This window comes from Escherichia sp. MOD1-EC6300 (genome assembly GCF_002965045.1).
Lineage (GTDB): Bacteria > Pseudomonadota > Gammaproteobacteria > Enterobacterales > Enterobacteriaceae > Escherichia > Escherichia coli_F.
Genome location: NZ_PTRH01000005.1, coordinates 99,695 through 116,858 on the forward strand (window position 1 = coordinate 99,695; position 17,164 = coordinate 116,858).

Annotated in this window: 17 protein-coding genes; 3 read left to right on the forward strand and 14 right to left on the reverse strand. The window is 50.8% G+C overall.

Translation table 11 applies throughout. The annotated features are described in order from the left end of the window. Positions 1–34: 34 nt before the first annotated feature. From yajO to xseB, 4 genes are all read right to left on the reverse strand, one after another. Complete coding sequence (yajO, locus tag BGE37_RS09975; RefSeq protein ID WP_105287988.1) at positions 35–1,009, reverse strand: 1-deoxyxylulose-5-phosphate synthase YajO; 975 nt, start codon at positions 1,007–1,009, stop codon at positions 35–37. 179 nt (positions 1,010–1,188) lie between these two features. After that, the gene (gene dxs, locus BGE37_RS09980) at positions 1,189–3,051 is read right to left on the reverse strand and encodes a 1-deoxy-D-xylulose-5-phosphate synthase (protein WP_105277198.1); all 1,863 of its coding nucleotides are present in this window, start codon (positions 3,049–3,051) and stop codon (positions 1,189–1,191) included. A 24-nt stretch (positions 3,052–3,075) separates the two neighbouring features. Next, entirely contained in the window at positions 3,076–3,975 is a 900-nt protein-coding gene (gene ispA, locus BGE37_RS09985; protein ID WP_000347229.1) for a (2E,6E)-farnesyl diphosphate synthase, read from the reverse strand. Further along, positions 3,975–4,217: an exodeoxyribonuclease VII small subunit gene (gene xseB / locus BGE37_RS09990; protein ID WP_001124935.1), complete on the reverse strand. Its 243-nt coding sequence runs from the start codon at positions 4,215–4,217 to the stop codon at positions 3,975–3,977. Before xseB ends, ispA begins: the two co-directional genes overlap by 1 nt. 205 nt (positions 4,218–4,422) lie before the next feature. Here xseB and thiI point away from each other — a divergent pair, with 205 nt between their 5' ends. Beyond that, complete coding sequence (gene thiI / locus BGE37_RS09995; RefSeq protein WP_105287989.1) at positions 4,423–5,871, forward strand: tRNA uracil 4-sulfurtransferase ThiI; 1,449 nt, start codon at positions 4,423–4,425, stop codon at positions 5,869–5,871. Between the two features lie 53 nt (positions 5,872–5,924). Here the strand turns inward: thiI and yajL are convergent, their stop codons facing one another. Together yajL and panE are read right to left on the reverse strand one after the other, a co-directional pair. Further along, the gene (gene yajL / locus BGE37_RS10000; RefSeq protein WP_001276329.1) at positions 5,925–6,515 is read right to left on the reverse strand and encodes a protein deglycase YajL; all 591 of its coding nucleotides are present in this window, start codon (positions 6,513–6,515) and stop codon (positions 5,925–5,927) included. Beyond that, positions 6,478–7,389: a 2-dehydropantoate 2-reductase gene (panE, locus tag BGE37_RS10005; RefSeq protein ID WP_105287990.1), complete on the reverse strand. Its 912-nt coding sequence runs from the start codon at positions 7,387–7,389 to the stop codon at positions 6,478–6,480. The genes yajL and panE overlap by 38 nt, the downstream gene beginning before the upstream one ends. Positions 7,390–7,556: 167 nt before the next feature. On the opposite strand from panE, the gene yajQ reads away from it, so the two are divergent. Then, the gene (gene yajQ, locus BGE37_RS10010; RefSeq protein ID WP_001138904.1) at positions 7,557–8,048 is read left to right on the forward strand and encodes a nucleotide binding protein YajQ; all 492 of its coding nucleotides are present in this window, start codon (positions 7,557–7,559) and stop codon (positions 8,046–8,048) included. Positions 8,049–8,175: 127 nt separating this feature from the next. Here the strand turns inward: yajQ and BGE37_RS10015 are convergent, their stop codons facing one another. Next, positions 8,176–9,540 (reverse strand): MFS transporter, encoded by a 1,365-nt coding sequence (locus BGE37_RS10015; RefSeq protein WP_039020794.1) that lies wholly within the window; start codon positions 9,538–9,540, stop codon positions 8,176–8,178. A gap of 416 nt (positions 9,541–9,956) precedes the next feature. Between BGE37_RS10015 and BGE37_RS10020 the strand changes: the two genes are divergently transcribed. Further along, a complete protein-coding gene (locus BGE37_RS10020; protein WP_105287991.1) occupies positions 9,957–10,892 on the forward strand; it encodes a tetratricopeptide repeat protein in 936 nt (311 codons plus the stop codon). A 55-nt stretch (positions 10,893–10,947) separates the two neighbouring features. On the opposite strand, the gene BGE37_RS10025 is transcribed toward BGE37_RS10020, so the two are convergent. The 7 genes from BGE37_RS10025 to cyoA all read right to left on the reverse strand — a co-directional run bounded on the left by BGE37_RS10025 (position 10,948) and on the right by cyoA (position 16,765). Next, entirely contained in the window at positions 10,948–11,490 is a 543-nt protein-coding gene (locus BGE37_RS10025) for a GNAT family N-acetyltransferase (protein WP_000227787.1), read from the reverse strand. Further along, a complete protein-coding gene (locus tag BGE37_RS10030) occupies positions 11,474–11,785 on the reverse strand; it encodes a type II toxin-antitoxin system TacA family antitoxin (protein ID WP_001353405.1) in 312 nt (103 codons plus the stop codon). Before BGE37_RS10030 ends, BGE37_RS10025 begins: the two co-directional genes overlap by 17 nt. A gap of 184 nt (positions 11,786–11,969) precedes the next feature. Next, positions 11,970–12,860: a heme o synthase gene (gene cyoE / locus BGE37_RS10035; protein WP_000971336.1), complete on the reverse strand. Its 891-nt coding sequence runs from the start codon at positions 12,858–12,860 to the stop codon at positions 11,970–11,972. Positions 12,861–12,871: 11 nt separating this feature from the next. Next, positions 12,872–13,201, reverse strand: a complete 330-nt coding sequence (locus BGE37_RS10040) for a cytochrome o ubiquinol oxidase subunit IV (RefSeq protein ID WP_000019869.1) — start codon at positions 13,199–13,201, stop codon at positions 12,872–12,874. Next, on the reverse strand, positions 13,201–13,815 hold the full coding sequence (locus BGE37_RS10045; RefSeq protein WP_000179807.1) for a cytochrome o ubiquinol oxidase subunit III: 615 nt from the start codon (positions 13,813–13,815) through the stop codon (positions 13,201–13,203). Before BGE37_RS10045 ends, BGE37_RS10040 begins: the two co-directional genes overlap by 1 nt. Continuing rightward, on the reverse strand, positions 13,805–15,796 hold the full coding sequence (cyoB, locus tag BGE37_RS10050; protein WP_000467180.1) for a cytochrome o ubiquinol oxidase subunit I: 1,992 nt from the start codon (positions 15,794–15,796) through the stop codon (positions 13,805–13,807). Before cyoB ends, BGE37_RS10045 begins: the two co-directional genes overlap by 11 nt. A 21-nt stretch (positions 15,797–15,817) precedes the next feature. After that, positions 15,818–16,765 (reverse strand): cytochrome o ubiquinol oxidase subunit II, encoded by a 948-nt coding sequence (cyoA, locus tag BGE37_RS10055; RefSeq protein ID WP_001239441.1) that lies wholly within the window; start codon positions 16,763–16,765, stop codon positions 15,818–15,820. Positions 16,766–17,164 lie beyond the last annotated feature (399 nt).

The following is a 17,164-nucleotide window of genomic DNA, read 5'->3' on the forward strand; positions in this document are numbered from 1 at the left end:
GTGACGCTTGTCACGTCTCATCAGGCCTGGATTCCTATTTAAATCCTACGACCGGATGCGGTTTATACGGCGTTTCCAGTTCAGCAATCTGTTCCGGCTTCAAGGTGATATCCACCGCGTTCAGCAATTCATCAAGTTGTTCTTCCCGCGATGTACCGATAATTGGTGCGGCAATGCCAGGTTTGCTCAACAACCATGCCAGCGCGACTTGTGCTCGCGTTGCCCCCAGTTCTTCACTGACGCCTGTTAACCGTTCTGCGATCTGCGCGTCATTTTCATCGCTTTCTTGGTAGAGATTTTTCCCCACTTCATCCGACACCAGCCGCGCGGTGGTTTCTCCCCACGGACGCGTCAGACGTCCCCGCGCCAGCGGACTCCACGGAATCACCGCCACGCCTTCCTGATAACACAGCGGCAGCATCTCTCGTTCTTCTTCGCGATAAATCAGATTGTAGTGATCCTGCATACTGACAAACTGCGCCCAGCCGTGCTGTTTTTGCAGTTCCAGCGCCTGAGCAAACTGCGAGGCGTGCATGGATGACGCGCCGATATAACGCGCTTTCCCGGATTTTACCACATCGTTCAGGGCTTCCAGCGTGTCTTCGATCGGCGTGTTGTAATCCCAGCGATGAATTTGCAGGATATCGACATAATCCATGCCGAGACGTCGCAAGCTGTCGTCAATAGAGCGCAAAATTTGCGCACGGGATAATCCTTCCGGCAAATCACCAACGTGATGGAACACTTTAGTTGCAACGACCACGTCTTCACGACGGGCAAAGTCCCGCAGTGCACGACCGACGATCTCTTCGCTGCTGCCGTCAGAATAACTATTGGCGGTATCAAAGAAATTTATGCCGCCTTCCAGCGCGCGTTTAATGATGGGACGGCTGCTCTCTTCGGGCAGTGTCCATGCGTGATTACCGCGATCCGGCTCACCAAAGGTCATACAGCCGAGGCAAAGTCGGGAAATGCGAAGGTCGGTTTTTCCTAAGGGGTTGTATTGCATGCTGCCACTCCTGCCATACTCGTCATACTTCAAGTTGCATGTGCTGCGGCTGCATTCGTTCACCCCAGTCACTTACTTATGTAAGCTCCTGGGGCTTCACTCGTTTGCCGCCTTCCTGCAACTCGAATTATTTAGAGTCTATGAATAATTTCTTAAGCATAGCAGGAGTGGAGTAGGGATTATGCCAGCCAGGTTTTGATTTTGGCTTCCATACCGGCGGCATCGAGGCCGAGTTCAGCGCGCATTTCTTCCTGCGTTCCTTGTGGAATAAAGAAGTCCGGCAGGCCAATATTCAGCACGGGTACTGGTTTACGATGGGCCATCAGCACTTCGTTCACGCCGCTGCCTGCGCCGCCCATAATGGCGTTTTCTTCAATGGTGATCAGCGCCTCGTGGCTGGCGGCCATTTCCAGAATTAACGCTTCATCAAGCGGCTTCACAAAACGCATATCGACCAGCGTAGCGTTCAGCGATTCTGCGACTTTCGCTGCTTCCGGCATCAGCGTACCAAAGTTGAGGATCGCCAGTTTCTCGCCACGACGCTTCACAATGCCTTTGCCAATTGGCAGTTTTTCCAGTGGCGTCAGTTCAACGCCAACGGCGTTGCCGCGCGGATAGCGCACCGCTGACGGGCCATCGTTATAGTGATAGCCGGTATAGAGCATCTGGCGACATTCGTTTTCATCGCTCGGGGTCATAATGACCATTTCCGGAATGCAGCGCAGGTATGAGAGATCAAAAGCGCCCTGGTGGGTTTGACCGTCAGCACCAACAATGCCCGCGCGGTCGATGGCGAACAGGACCGGGAGCTTTTGAATCGCCACGTCATGCAGCACCTGATCATAGGCACGTTGCAGGAAAGTGGAATAAATTGCCACGATCGGTTTGTAGCCACCAATCGCCAGACCCGCAGCAAAGGTCACTGCGTGTTGCTCGGCGATTGCCACGTCGAAGTAGCGATCCGGGAATTTACGTGAAAACTCGACCATGCCTGAACCTTCGCGCATCGCCGGGGTAATCGCCATCAGCTTGTTGTCTTTTGCTGCGGTTTCGCACAACCAGTCGCCAAAAATTTTTGAATAGCTTGGCAGGCCGCCGCTGCTTTTCGGCAGGCAACCGCTGGAGGGGTCAAATTTAGGCACGGCGTGGAAGGTGATTGGATCTTTTTCTGCCGGTTCGTAACCACGACCTTTTTTGGTCATGATATGCAGGAACTGCGGGCCTTTCAGGTCGCGCATGTTCTTAAGCGTGGTGATAAGCCCCAGCACATCGTGACCGTCAACCGGGCCGATGTAGTTAAAGCCCAGCTCTTCAAACAGCGTGCCTGGTACTACCATGCCTTTAATATGTTCTTCGGTACGTTTGAGCAGCTCTTTAATGGGCGGAACGCCGGAGAATACTTTTTTCCCGCCCTCGCGCAGTGAAGAGTAAAGCTTGCCGGAAAGCAGCTGCGCCAGATGGTTGTTGAGCGCGCCAACATTTTCGGAAATCGACATTTCGTTGTCGTTGAGAATAACCAGCATGTCCGGGCGGATGTCGCCCGCGTGATTCATCGCTTCAAACGCCATGCCAGCAGTAATCGCGCCATCGCCTATAACACAGACGGTGCGGCGATTTTTGCCTTCTTTCTCGGCAGCAACCGCAATACCAATTCCGGCACTGATAGAGGTTGATGAATGCCCGACGCTTAACACGTCATATTCACTTTCGCCGCGCCACGGGAACGGGTGCAGGCCGCCTTTTTGACGGATGGTGCCTATTTTGTCGCGGCGTCCGGTCAAAATTTTATGCGGATAAGCCTGATGCCCCACATCCCAAATCAATTGGTCAAACGGGGTGTTATAGACGTAGTGCAGCGCTACGGTCAGCTCGACCGTGCCCAGCCCGGAGGCGAAGTGCCCGCTGGAACGGCTCACGCTGTCGAGTAAATAGCGGCGCAGTTCGTCGCAGAGTTTCGGTAAACTCTCTTTTGGCAACAGTCGTAACTCCTGGGTGGAGTCGACCAGTGCCAGGGTCGGGTATTTGGCAATATCAAAACTCATCAGGGGCCTATTAATACTTATTGTTTATTTATTACGCTGGATGATGTAGTCCGCTAGCGCTTCCAGTGCCGAGGTATCGAGTGACTGTTCAGCCAGTTGTTTTAGCGACTGGCGGGCATCGTCGATCAGATCCTGGGCTTTCTTCCGGGCTTGCTCAAGACCCAGAAGTGCAGGGTAGGTACTTTTACCAAGTTGCTGGTCGGCACCCTGGCGTTTACCCAACGTTGCAGTATCTCCCACCACATCCAGGATGTCATCCTGAACCTGGAAGGCAAGGCCGATGCTCTCTGCGTACTTGTCGAGAATTGGCAGAGCACGACGTCCTTTATCTCCGGCGCTTAATGCACCAAGACGAACGGCGGCGCGAATTAATGCGCCGGTTTTATGGCGATGAATACGCTCGAGTGCGTCCAGAGGTACGTGTTTGCCTTCCGCATCTAAATCTAATGCCTGACCACCGCACATTCCGCCAATACCGCTGGCGCTCGCCAGTTCAGAAATCATCGAAATTCTGTCGCGATCCGACACTTCCGGCATATCGGCATCACTTAAAATCGAGAACGCCAGCGTTTGTAAAGCGTCGCCAGCGAGAATCGCGTTTGCTTCGCCAAACTTCACATGGCAGGTCGGCAAACCGCGACGCAGATCGTCATCATCCATTGCCGGTAAATCATCATGAATTAATGAATACGCGTGGATACACTCCACGGCGGCAGCGGGTGCGTCCAGCGTGTTTGTGCTAACGCCGAACATATGGCCGGTGGCATAAACCAGGAACGGTCGCAGGCGCTTACCACCTAATAATGCGCCATACTGCATGGTTTCGACCACGGGAGTGTTCTGAAAGGGCAGTGGGGCAATAAAACGGCTCAGCGCCTGGTTGGCCTGCTTAACGCAGGCTTCGAGTTGCTGCGGAAAGTCCATTACTCATTGTCCGGTGTAAAAGGAGTTAAAGAGGCGTCTTCATTGTCAGACAGCAGAATTTGTACGCGCTGTTCGGCTTGTTGTAATTTGGCCTGCCCCTGACGTGCCAGCTGCACGCCACGTTCGAACTCGTTCAGCGCCTCTTCCAGCGGCAGGTCGCCACTTTCCAGACGGGTTACAATCTGTTCCAGCTCGCTCAGCGCCTTTTCAAAGCTGGCGGGCGCCTCATTTTTCTTCGGCATAATGAATGTCTGACTCTCAATATTTTTCGCCCCGTCATGGTAACGGACTCAGGGCAAATAGCAAATAACGCGCAATGGTAAGGTGATGTGCGCAGCAAAGCGATGTTAGTGGTATACTTCCGCGCCTGGATGCAGCCGCAGGTGTGGGCTGCTGTATTTTTCCCTATACAAGTCGCTTAAGACTTGCCAACGAACCATTGCCGCCATGAAGTTTATCATTAAATTGTTCCCGGAAATCACCATCAAAAGCCAATCTGTGCGCTTGCGCTTTATAAAAATCCTTACCGGGAACATTCGTAACGTTTTAAAGCACTATGATGAGACACTCGCTGTCGTCCGCCACTGGGATAACATCGAAGTTCGCGCAAAAGATGAAAGCCAGCGTCTGGCTATTCGCGACGCCCTGACCCGTATTCCGGGTATCCACCATATTCTCGAAGTCGAAGACGTGCCGTTTACCGACATGCACGATATTTTTGAGAAAGCGTTGGTTCAGTATCGCGATCAGCTGGAAGGTAAAACCTTCTGCGTACGCGTGAAGCGCCGTGGTAAACATGAGTTTAGCTCGATTGATGTGGAACGTTACGTCGGCGGCGGTTTAAATCAGCATATTGAATCCGCGCGCGTGAAGCTGACCAATCCGGATGTGACTGTCCATCTGGAAGTTGAAGACGATCGTCTCCTGCTGATTAAAGGTCGTTACGAAGGTATTGGCGGATTCCCAATCGGCACCCAGGAAGATGTGCTGTCGCTTATTTCCGGTGGTTTCGACTCCGGTGTTTCCAGTTATATGTTGATGCGTCGCGGCTGCCGCGTGCATTACTGCTTCTTTAATCTCGGCGGCGCGGCGCATGAAATTGGTGTTCGTCAGGTGGCGCATTATCTGTGGAACCGTTTTGGTAGCTCCCACCGCGTGCGTTTTGTCGCCATTAACTTTGAGCCGGTCGTCGGTGAAATTCTCGAGAAAATCGACGACGGTCAGATGGGCGTAATTCTCAAACGTATGATGGTGCGTGCCGCGTCTAAAGTGGCTGAACGTTACGGCGTACAGGCGCTCGTCACCGGCGAAGCGCTGGGACAGGTGTCCAGCCAGACGCTAACCAACCTGCGCCTGATTGATAACGTCTCCGATACGCTGATCCTGCGTCCGCTGATCTCTTACGACAAAGAGCACATCATCAACCTGGCTCGCCAGATTGGCACCGAAGATTTTGCCCGCACCATGCCGGAATACTGCGGTGTTATCTCCAAAAGCCCGACGGTGAAAGCGGTTAAATCGAAGATTGAAGCGGAAGAAGAGAAGTTCGACTTCAGCATTCTCGATAAAGTGGTTGAGGAAGCGAATAACGTTGATATCCGCGAAATCGCTCAGCAGACCGAGCAGGAAGTGGTGGAAGTGGAAACCGTCAACGGCTTCGGCCCGAACGACGTGATCCTCGATATCCGTTCTGTTGATGAACAAGAAGATAAGCCGCTGAGAGTTGAAGGTATCGACGTGGTTTCTCTGCCGTTCTATAAACTGAGCACCAAATTTGGCGATCTCGACCAGAACAAAACCTGGCTGTTGTGGTGTGAGCGCGGGGTGATGAGCCGCCTGCAGGCGCTCTATCTGCGCGAGCAGGGCTTTAACAATGTGAAGGTGTATCGTCCGTAATTTGTGGTTGTGACGTCGCATCTGGTCAGATGCGACGTTTGCCGCATCTGACACTACTCGTAATAATTATAAATCCCTGCCGCCATCACCAGTTGTGATGCCACTTCATGGGCTTTTTCACGCCCAACCAACAGGTCGATAATTTTCAGACCAAAATCAATAGCCGTACCTGGCCCCTGACTGGTCAGCAATTTTACCCGAGCATCCCAGACGACGCGCTTGTCCTGCCATTGTTCAGCAGGAATTTTGTCTTTCAACGTCGGGAAGCCGGTCATATTGCCAATCGGGAAGATATCATGAGGCACCAGCACGGTGGCTGGTGCGGCGCAAATAGCCGCGACGATACGCCCGGAACGGTGGAACTGTTTCACGGTTTCAACCAGCAGGGTGCTATCACGAAAACACTCCGCGCCTTTAATGCCACCAGGCAGCACGATCACGTCATATTCGCCATCAGCTACTTCGACCAGCGGCGCATCCGCCAGCAGCTTCACGCCGCGTGAGCAGGTAATCGCAAGATTACCATCGCTGGCGACGCTGGCAGTGGTGACGTTGATACCGCCGCGAACCAGCAGATCGATAGTGGTGACGGCTTCAGTCTCTTCACTACCAGGGGCGAGGCAAACCAGTGCCGATGCGCTCATATTCACTCTCCTTTCTTTTTACCATTTCAAACAGGCGGGTGTTTTCCGGTACGGCAATCCCATGCGCGCGAGCGCGGCGTAAGAGAAAACCAGTGATATAGTCGATTTCGGTGTGGCGCAGCGCGCGGATATCCTGCAACATCGACGAAATGTTTTCCGCCGTTGCATCAATCACCTGCATAACATAATCACGCAAATCTTCCGCTGAAGTATGATGCCCTTCGCGTTCGATCACCGCCGCGACTTCTTCGCATATCTGCATAATTTCTTGCGGATGATGACGTAATTCACCATTCGGGCAATTCCAGATGGCGGTCAGTAGATTAATCACACAGTTGACTGCCAGCTTGCGCCACAGCTCGGCGCGAATATTGTTATGCCACGCGACGTCAGGTAACACGGTTTGCAAAATATCCGCCAGATAACTGTAATCGCCATCCTGTTGCCGTGCCGGGCCAATATGCGTGATACCGTTTGCCACATGAATAATGACATTGCCGTCGCGGCGGGCGGCATGAGTGGTGGTGCCCATCAGTAATGGCTGCTGAATGTTTTGCAACTCTTCGATGGTGCCCATGCCGTTATGAATTAACAGTATTGGCGTGGTTACAGGCAGTGTGGACGCGAGGCTTTTGACGGCATCGGAAACCTGCCATGCTTTCAGCGTCACCAGGAGCAGATCGCTGGTGGCGAGAAAATCGGGATCGTTGGCGGTCAGAGACTCATTAAATATCGAACCGTCGGTTTCAACCAGATTCACGCTACAATAAGGTTGCGGTACGCGCAGCCAGCCCTGAACGTCGTGACCCTGTTTGCAAAGTGCTGTAAGCCATAATTGCCCTAAGGCACCGCATCCCAATACGGTAATTTTCATTGTTCCTCCTCACCCGCAACCACTCCGGGTGTTCAATAAGGCTATCCCTTAATTGTGCATGCTGTTGCGACTATGCACAATTAAGGGATACGTCCTGGTGCAGGACTGTCGGTTATTTAACTTTGCAGGTATTATGCTTCGCATCAAAAATGAAGGGAGAGGAAAAGATGCCATCTTTCGATATTGTCTCTGAAGTTGATCTTCAGGAAGCACGAAACGCGGTCGATAACGCGAGCCGCGAAGTGGAGTCCCGTTTTGACTTCCGTAACGTTGAAGCCTCATTTGAGCTGAACGACGCCAGCAAAACCATCAAAGTGTTGAGCGAGTCCGACTTCCAGGTCAATCAGTTGCTGGATATTCTGCGTGCCAAGCTACTGAAGCGCGGCATTGAAGGCAGTTCGCTGGATGTACCGGAAAATATCGTTCATAGCGGTAAAACCTGGTTTGTGGAAGCGAAACTGAAACAGGGCATTGAAAGCGCGACCCAGAAGAAAATCGTCAAGATGATCAAAGACAGCAAACTGAAAGTGCAGGCGCAAATTCAGGGCGATGAGATCCGTGTGACGGGCAAATCTCGTGATGATTTGCAGGCTGTCATGGCGATGGTACGTGGTGGCGATCTGGGTCAGCCGTTCCAGTTCAAAAACTTCCGCGATTAATCGCGACAACCTGCGCTTTGTTCATGTCAGATGCGGCATGAACGCCTGATTTGGCCTACAAAGATTTGTCACTCAGGAACTTTGTAGGCCTGAAAAGCGTAGCGCAACAGGCAATTCGCCTCGTTTTTTATGCCTGACGAATTGCCTGTTCAACTTCAAAGCGATTCGTCACTTTGCTGTCGATTTTCACGTAAGCCGAATGTTCTTCTTCTGCAATCAACACTTCTTTGACACCCGCAGTTTCCAGCAAACGCACTTTTAACGCCTCGTTTGCGGCAATGTCCGATGGGATTTCAATGCGCAAACTGCTTACATACGGCGGTTCTTTCATGGTACTGGCGACAGCCAGCCACACAGCGGCCAGCATTGCGCCAGCGAGAAATACGCCCTGACCGTCAAACATGCCGTCAATCCAGCCACCCAGCGAACCGCCAATGGCCACGCCAAGAAACTGGCTGGTGGAGTAAACGCCCATCGCCGTACCTTTGTAACCGGCTGGCGACTCTTTACTGATAAGCGAGGGGAGGAGGGCTTCCATCAAATTAAACGCCACAAAGAAAAGCTGCACGCCGACCACCAGTTGCCAGAACTGCGTTTGTGCGTTCCACAACACAATTTCCGCAACCACGATCAGCCCGACGCAGAAGACAAAGACTTGCTTCATTTTGCGCTTAACTTCCGCGTAGATAATGAAAGGCACAACCGAGCCAAAGGCGATTAACATCGTCGCCAGATAGACCTTCCAGTGCTCAGCCGCCGGGAACCCCGCATCAGCCAACTGTCCGGGCAGGGCAACAAACGTCGACATCAGCAGCATGTGCAGACACATAATGCCGAAGTTGAGTTTCAGCAGTCGCGGTTCTGCCAGCACTTTGCTGAAACTGCCTTTCACCATTCCGGACTCACGATTAAGTACGTGCGTGCTGCTGTTGGGCACAACCCAAATGGTCAACGCAATACCGGTCGTTGCCAGAATAGCGATCATCCAGAACAGCGCGTGCAGTCCAAGTTTGTGAGTGATGATAGGGCCAAGTACCATCGCAATGGCGAAGGTAATGCCAAAACTCACGCCGATAAACGCCATCGCTTTGGTGCGGTTTTGTTCGCGCGTGAGATCAGAAAGTAGCGCCATAACGGCAGCGGCAATCGCTCCAGAACCTTGTAACGCCCGGCCCAGAATAATTCCCCAGATTGAGTCGGAAAGCGCAGCGATAACACTACCGGCAGCAAACACCGCCAGCCCGCCGACAATTAATGGTTTGCGACCAATACGGTCTGAGAGCAGGCCAAACGGAATCTGAAAAACGGCCTGAGTCAGGCCATAAATACCAATGGCAATACCGATTAATGCTTCACTGGCACCTTGCAGTGCCATACCGTACGTAGTTAGAACCGGCAGTACCATAAACATGCCCAGCATGCGCAATGAAAATACGGTCCCTAAACCCCAGGTCGCGCGCCGCTCACCTGGCGTCATTTTATAATCGTTCATTACCACCTCTTAAAAAATTGCCCACATAGTGTAGTGCGGAGCGCATGTTGGGTAAACAGAGTGTTAATGAGTAAATATTACATAAGAGCGTGATTTTTACGTCAGGCATGCGCTTCCCTCGTATTCTTGCCATTAATACTTTGTGCGTTAAATATAACAAATGAAAAGCTCGCCTGATTTTATCCTGCCACGAATGATATTATTTTCGGATTTGTTGATGAGCGTGTGATTTTTTATTAAAGGATGGTGTTATTTTATCGCAATAAATAGAGGTGTTGGAGGTGCTGGTTATTCTGCTTCAGCTTAAATGTTTACTTATTACCTGAGGTTGTTATGGCTGTGTATTTATTCATGAAGTGGATGTTTGGTGGTTAGGTTTATTGAAAAATATAGTGATGGATGCATAAAGGTTATTTATGTTAAATGAAAAGAGTTTATTGGCTATTTTATTAATTGCCTCACAAGGTTCACTGGCAAGCGAGAAAGCGCATGAATTGTATGACAGCATATACAGTGAAAAGCCTGCCCCCGATGTGATAAGGACACTGTATAAAATGGCTGAGTCGGGGGATGTCGACGCGCAAAGCCTGTTAGGCTGGGAATATTATCAGCCCCGCTACGATACCAAACCCAACGTTCAGGAAGCCATTAAATGGTTCGAGTTAGCCGCTAAACAAGGTGATGAAGAAGCTCCGTTAGCGCTGGGGGATATCTACTACGAAGGTGAACAGGTGCGGGTGGATTATGCCAAAGCGTATGCGTTATTTAATCAGGCTACGCAACGCGGTGTGAATTTAGCATGGTCCAGGTTGGGCATGATGTACGCCAATGGTCAGTATGTCGAGGTGGATTGTAGTAAAGCGAAAGAATATCTTGATAAGGGTGTTCACATTTATACTGGTCCGGAAGACTTTATGGCCACCTGTCGAAAAGATATGATTGACAGAAAAACGGTTGACGATACGTTACCTGTGATCACGATTACCCGTTCTGGAATGCGGGATAATTTTTTAGATAAAGGTTTTTCCTGCATGGATAGCCTCTTTGCCAAAACCAATAAATTAGGCGAAGTGGCCAATCTTCGTGTTACGTACAACATCAAGAGTCCGTCAGGTAAGGAAACTATTCAAACGGTCGGCTTTGCACCTTTCGGCTTAAACCGACTGGATATTAACTTTACAGATTACCGGCTTGATTCATTTACCAGTAATTCGTTGCTTATTCTTTATAAACCGGAATTTGAACGAAAATCTTGTGCAGCAATAAGGACCACAATGGTTGCCGCAACGGCAACCATTAAAGGCAAGGATGTGGACCTGATGAAAGCGGGGGCAATTGAACAAAAGTGGTAACGCTGCTCAGTCCCCGGCTGAGGCAAAACTTGCCATGGCCGGAGGCGATAATAATCTAAGCCGCGAGAATATGCTGAATCGCTAAAAACATCGGTACAGCACCGAAAACATTGGGCCTCGCTGAAAGCTGAACAAAGCCGAGACGAGTATAAAAGTTAATGGCGGCAGGGTCAGCATCAAGATAAACCCCTTTAATTGGTAATGCCCGGTGAATTATTTTTACATGTTCAAAAAAATCACATAGTAGGTCCTGACCAAAGCCCCGCTTTTGATATTTCCGCGCTACCCCTAACATGACTAATCTGACAACACCAATCTCTGAAGGTTGTGAACCCTGAAGGACGCCAGAAACGCGTTGTTTTTCCAGCGAATATGCCGTAAAAGTACAGATGCCAATCAGTTCACCACTTTGTCTGTCAATAAGTGCTTTAGCAGCACAGTCGCTATTACGCACACTTTTCTTTAGCGATGCGCGTACAAATTTATCGATAACAGGGTTACCGCAATCAAACTGTTTTTGCCCAGGATAAGTAATATCAGACTGATAATTACAGGAGAGGACTATGGGCAGAGTAATCTCTTCATGCTTGTCGACCATCGCTGTTTTTCCTTTTCATTAACGCCTTGAGGGCGAGCGTCGGTTGAGCAGGTTCAGCGATGAGTTGGTTCATCAGTTCCCAGCTTTGATTCGAAAGCTCACGGCGACGTTGGTTATCAAGCACACTTTCGGCGCGTTCCATAGCTGCGCTCAAAATAAAAGCGCTTAAATCTACCCCAACGGCTTGCGCAGCTTCACGAAGTTTGTTTTTGGCGTCGGGACTGGTTTTGAGTTCAACCCGCGCATTTTTCAGCGTTTTATCGATATCGGGTAGAGCGACTGTTTTTCCAGGCATTATGACCTCTTTGATTAACTGAATGAAATCGTAGGGAGTCGATCTCATGCATAATACGGCTATCAACCGAATGATTAATTTATGTGCATATACTCACTCTGTCAAGAGATACGGTTATTAGCCGTATCTCTGTTCTCAGACAATAAAAAAGGTGCCGTAGCACCTTTTTTATAGAGAGGTTGTGTTACCACACAGCAGCCAGCAGCGTATGCGAGTCCGGCACCATAAAATCAACGGACATCATTACCGAGAGGGCAGTGATGGCGATGATCGAGAAGCCGAACAGCTTGCGTGCCCAGATTCGATCATCAGCAACTTTATAACCACGCAGCGCCATACCTAACCACCAGACGCTAACCGCCGCGGCGACCACCAGATATTTATACCCAGCGTAACCGCCAAGAGAGAGCATCAGCGTGGCAACGGCAAAGGCGATGATATACAGCGTAATGTGGTTTTTCGCTACCGAAATGCCTTTCACCACTGGCAGTACCGGAATGTTTGCCGCCTGATAATCCTTAAAGCGGAAAATTGCGATGGCATAAGAGTGAGGCATCTGCCACAGGCTGAAGATAGCCAGCAGGATCGCTGCGCCGCTATCGAACTCGCCGGTTACCGCACAGTAGCCGATCACCGGCGGCGCAGCGCCAGAGAGCGAACCAATCAACGTGCCGTAGACCGAGTGGCGTTTCATGTACAGGCTGTAGACGCCGACATAAACCACAAAGCCCATCACCCCCAGCCAGCAGGCCAGCGGATTCGCGCCAAACCACAGCAGCATAAAGCCAGCAATACCCAGCAAGGTGGCGTACACCAGCGAGACAGCAGGAGAGATCAGGCCCTTAACCAGCACCCGATTCTTCGTCCTTTCCATCTTTCTGTCGATATCCCTGTCGATGTAGTTGTTAAACACACAACCCGACGCCACAACCAGTGACACCCCAACCAGCGTGTAGATAAACAGGGGATAATCAATGCTGCCCTTTGAGGCCAGCAGGAATCCCCCAATCACCGAGATCAGGTTGCCAAAGATGATGCCTGGTTTCGTTACTTGCAGGTATTGCTTAAACATCATAACCGCCGCTCTTAGTGCATCATCATGTTGTAGTTGAGGTTCCACATAATCCAGATGGAGCCTACAACCAGGATAGCGATGATTAGCACGGTGAAGACAAACGCCGTCATGTTCCAGCCTTCATCTGATTTGGTATTCATGTGCAGGAAGCACACCAGATGCACCAGAACCTGTACCACTGCCATTGCCAGGATTGTTCCCAGAATTACGGCCGGAGAGGCAGCCCCTGTCATCACCATCCAGAACGGAATCACCGTCAGAATGATCGACAGGATAAAACCTGTCATGTAGGTTTTTACGCTGCCATGGGACGCGCCGCTGTGATCGGTAGAATGACTCATTACATCGCCCCCATCAGATAAACAACAGTGAACACACAGATCCAAACCACATCCAGGAAGTGCCAGAACAGGCTCAGACACATGATGCGGGTACGGTTAGTGCTGGTCAGGCCGCGACGGGCGATTTGCACCATCAGCACCGCCATCCAGATAAGACCGGAAGTGACGTGAAGACCGTGCGTGCCGACCAGCGCAAAGAACGCTGACAGGAAGCCGCTGCGATCCGGGCCCATGCCGTTAACAATCAGGTGATGGAATTCATAGATTTCCATCCCGATAAATCCGGCACCAAATAACCAGGTCAACGCCAGCCAGGAGATAACCTGGCTTTTGTTGTTTTTGTACATGGCGATAGCCGCCATGCCGTAGGTGATGGAGCTGAACAACAGCAAGAAAGTTTCAACCAGAACGAACGGCAGTTCGAAAATGTCCTTACCTGTCGGGCCACCTGCGGTGCCGTTCACCAGAACGGCATAGGTAGCAAACAAGATAGAGAACAGAATGCAGTCGCTCATCAGGTAGATCCAAAATCCGAAGATTTTGTTTCCGCCTGCATCGTGGTGCCCGTGTTCGTGCGCGTGGGCAGTCGCGTGCGTCAAAGTATCAGTTGCCATTTTTCAGCCCTGCCTTAGTAATCTCATCGAAATGCTGGTTTTCCAGTTTTTCGATTTCTGCCACCGGCACGTAGTAATCCACGTCCTCGTCGAAGCTTTTCACGATCCAGGTGATGATCATGCCTGCGAAGCCAACAATCGCCAGCCACCAGATATGCCAAATCATGGCGAAACCGAAGATGGTGGAGAAAGCCGCAATGACGATACCGGCGCCGCTGTTTTTCGGCATATGAATTTCTTCATAGTGGTCTGGCTTTTTGTACGCTTCGCCTTTCTCTTTCATTTCCCAGAATGCATCACGCTCGTGAACGTGCGGCACAACGGCAAAGTTATAGAACGGAGGCGGGGAAGAGGTTGCCCACTCCAGCGTACGGCCACCCCACGGGTCGCCGGTCAGGTCACGGTTCTGGTCGCGGTCGCGAATAGAAACGTACATCTGAATAACGAGGCAGAGAATACCCAGCGCAATCAGTACTGCACCGCTGGCGGCAATCATCAGCATGGTGTGGAACTGCGGGTCAATCTGCTGGCTCAAGCGACGGGTCATACCCATGAAGCCCAGCGCATACAGCGGCATAAAGGCAACGAAGAAGCCGATGATCCAGAACCAGAACGCGCGTTTACCCCAGGTTTCGTTCAGTTTGAAACCGAACGCTTTAGGCCACCAGTAGGTCATCCCTGCGAAGCAGCCGAACACCACGCCGCCGATGATCACGTTATGGAAGTGCGCAATCAGGAACAGGCTGTTATGCAGAACGAAGTCTGCGCCCGGTACTGCCAGCAGTACACCAGTCATACCGCCTACCGAGAAGGTGACGATAAAACCGATGGTCCACAGCATCGCAGAATGGAACACGATGCGGCCCTGATACATGGTGAACAGCCAGTTGAAGATCTTCACCCCGGTCGGGATGGCGATAATCATGGTGGTGATACCAAAGAAGGCGTTTACGTTCGCGCCCGCACCCATCGTAAAGAAGTGGTGCAGCCAGACGATGAACGACAGCACGGTGATACAGACGGTTGCCCATACCAGCGAGGTATAACCAAACAGACGTTTACGCGAGAAGGTTGCTGCAATTTCGGAGAACACACCGAAAACAGGCAGGATCAGGATGTAAACTTCCGGGTGGCCCCAGGCCCAAATCAGGTTGATGTACATCATCATGTTGCCACCCATATCGTTGGTAAAGAAATGGGTGCCCAGATAGCGATCCAGGGTCAGCAACGCGACGGTAACCGTCAGAATTGGGAAGGAGGCGATAATCAGTACGTTCGCGCACAATGATGCCCAGGTAAATACTGGCATCTTGAACATGGTCATGCCTGGTGCGCGCATCTTCAGAATGGTAACGAAGAAGTTGATCCCGGTAAGCGTCGTACCTATACCGGATAACTGGAGACTCCATATCCAGTAATCGACACCGACTCCCGGACTGTACTCTATTCCCGATAGCGGTGGATAGGCCAGCCAGCCGGTCTGCGCAAATTCGCCCACGCCGAGAGAAACGTTAACCAGAATCACACCAACAACGGTAAACCAGAAGCTTAAGTTGTTGAGGAACGGGAACGCAACGTCACGCGCGCCGATCTGCAGCGGAACCACCAGGTTCATCAGACCGATAACGAAAGGCATCGCCACGAAGAAGATCATAATCACGCCGTGCGCGGTGAAGATCTGATCGTAGTGGTGAGGTGGCAGGAAGCCCGCTTCGCCCGCAGAGGCAAGGGCCTGCTGGCTACGCATCATAATGGCGTCAGCAAAACCACGCAGCAACATCACAATCGCCACGATGATATACATGATACCGAGGCGTTTATGGTCGACGGAGGTCAGCCACTCTTTCCACAGGTAGGTCCACTTACCGAAGTAAGTGATCAGGCCAACGAGCGCCAGACCTCCCAAAATAATGCCAGCGATCGTAACCATGACGATAGGTTCATGGAACGGGACTGCATCAAGTGATAATTTTCCGAACATCTTTATTCTTCCTCAACCCCTTTAATGGGCGGATTCCGCGTGGCTCATGTCCATGCCTTCCATACCTTCATGTGCGCTGTGCTCACCTTCTGGCTGGGTCATGTCCATGCTCTTACCGTGAGCCATAAACTTGTTAATCACATCGGCAAACAAGTCTGGTTTCACGTTGGAGAAATATTCCACCTGGTTGTATTCGCTAGGCGCGGCCAGTTTTTCGAACGCTGCCATATCAGACATGGTGTTCGGCGACTGTTTCGCTTTTGCGACCCACTGGTCGAATTCGGCGCGATCCGGTGTTGCAATAGCTTTGAACTTCATGCCTGAGAAGCCCGGGCCGCTGTAGCTGGCGGAGATACCGTCATAAGTGCCGGGTTCGTTGGCGATCAGATGCAGGCGAGTCTGCATACCGGCCATGGCATAAATCTGGCTACCCAGACGCGGAATGAAGAAGGAGTTCATCACGGAGTTGGAGGTCACTTTGAAGTACACCGGAGTGTTCGCCGGGAAAGCGATTTCATTCACGGTAGCAATGCCCTGTTCCGGGTAGATGAAGAACCATTTCCAGTCCATGGAAACCACTTCGATGGTAATGGGCTTCTCGTCGTGTGCCAGCGGCTTGCTAGGCTCAAGAGCGTGAGTGGTTTTCCAGGTCAGTACCGCAAGGAAGATGATGATTAAGATAGGTACCGTCCAGACCACAGCTTCCACTTTATTGGAGTGTGACCAGTTCGGGCTGTACTTAGCATCTTTATTGCTCGCACGGTACTTCCAGGCGAAACCAACAGCCATCAAGATTGCGGGAATAACGACAATCAACATCAGGCCAAATGCCGTCAGTATCAGTGAACGTTGCTCCAGACCAATCTGTCCTTTGGGATCTAACAGCGCAGAATTACAGCCACTGAGCAATACAGTGCCTGCAAATAATGACAACCATCCCAAACTTTTATTGTATTTCCTGAGTCTCATTTAACGACCTCAATTCCACGGGATCTGGTGGCGTTTAAAGTGTGTGGGCATTTTACGGGAAGGTTACATTACTGTAAACATGATTAAATTCCTGTTACTTGGATTTGGCTATTAGGTCACATATGTTGCAAAACATATCAAGTTGATTTTAAGAAGCTGTTGCAAAAGGGCGTTATAACGAAAGGGGAGTGCAGAAGGAGTTTGGGCGGGCAATTGGTATAACCAATACAAAATAAAACAATTATTTAACAAATAATTATCATTAAGGTGACAACTGGGTAGTGAGAAAATAAAGACTCATTAGCTGAATCGTGTAAGAAAAATAGAATTCATAAATGGCGTCAATAATTTCCAGACGCTAAGCCGCACAAAAGAACAAATATTAATAAGCGATGCTGA

Bases quoted from the DNA above. Each gene is read 5' to 3' on its own strand.
- yajO (WP_105287988.1), bottom strand. From the start codon at position 1,009: ATGCAATACAACCCCTTAGGAAAAACCGACCTTCGCATTTCCCGACTT.
- dxs (WP_105277198.1), bottom strand. From the start codon at position 3,051: ATGAGTTTTGATATTGCCAAATACCCGACCCTGGCACTGGTCGACTCC.
- ispA (WP_000347229.1), bottom strand. From the start codon at position 3,975: ATGGACTTTCCGCAGCAACTCGAAGCCTGCGTTAAGCAGGCCAACCAG.
- xseB (WP_001124935.1), bottom strand. From the start codon at position 4,217: ATGCCGAAGAAAAATGAGGCGCCCGCCAGCTTTGAAAAGGCGCTGAGC.
- thiI (WP_105287989.1), top strand. From the start codon at position 4,423: ATGAAGTTTATCATTAAATTGTTCCCGGAAATCACCATCAAAAGCCAA.
- yajL (WP_001276329.1), bottom strand. From the start codon at position 6,515: ATGAGCGCATCGGCACTGGTTTGCCTCGCCCCTGGTAGTGAAGAGACT.
- panE (WP_105287990.1), bottom strand. From the start codon at position 7,389: ATGAAAATTACCGTATTGGGATGCGGTGCCTTAGGGCAATTATGGCTT.
- yajQ (WP_001138904.1), top strand. From the start codon at position 7,557: ATGCCATCTTTCGATATTGTCTCTGAAGTTGATCTTCAGGAAGCACGA.
- BGE37_RS10015 (WP_039020794.1), bottom strand. From the start codon at position 9,540: ATGAACGATTATAAAATGACGCCAGGTGAGCGGCGCGCGACCTGGGGT.
- BGE37_RS10020 (WP_105287991.1), top strand. From the start codon at position 9,957: ATGTTAAATGAAAAGAGTTTATTGGCTATTTTATTAATTGCCTCACAA.
- BGE37_RS10025 (WP_000227787.1), bottom strand. From the start codon at position 11,490: ATGGTCGACAAGCATGAAGAGATTACTCTGCCCATAGTCCTCTCCTGT.
- BGE37_RS10030 (WP_001353405.1), bottom strand. From the start codon at position 11,785: ATGCCTGGAAAAACAGTCGCTCTACCCGATATCGATAAAACGCTGAAA.
- cyoE (WP_000971336.1), bottom strand. From the start codon at position 12,860: ATGATGTTTAAGCAATACCTGCAAGTAACGAAACCAGGCATCATCTTT.
- BGE37_RS10040 (WP_000019869.1), bottom strand. From the start codon at position 13,201: ATGAGTCATTCTACCGATCACAGCGGCGCGTCCCATGGCAGCGTAAAA.
- BGE37_RS10045 (WP_000179807.1), bottom strand. From the start codon at position 13,815: ATGGCAACTGATACTTTGACGCACGCGACTGCCCACGCGCACGAACAC.
- cyoB (WP_000467180.1), bottom strand. From the start codon at position 15,796: ATGTTCGGAAAATTATCACTTGATGCAGTCCCGTTCCATGAACCTATC.
- cyoA (WP_001239441.1), bottom strand. From the start codon at position 16,765: ATGAGACTCAGGAAATACAATAAAAGTTTGGGATGGTTGTCATTATTT.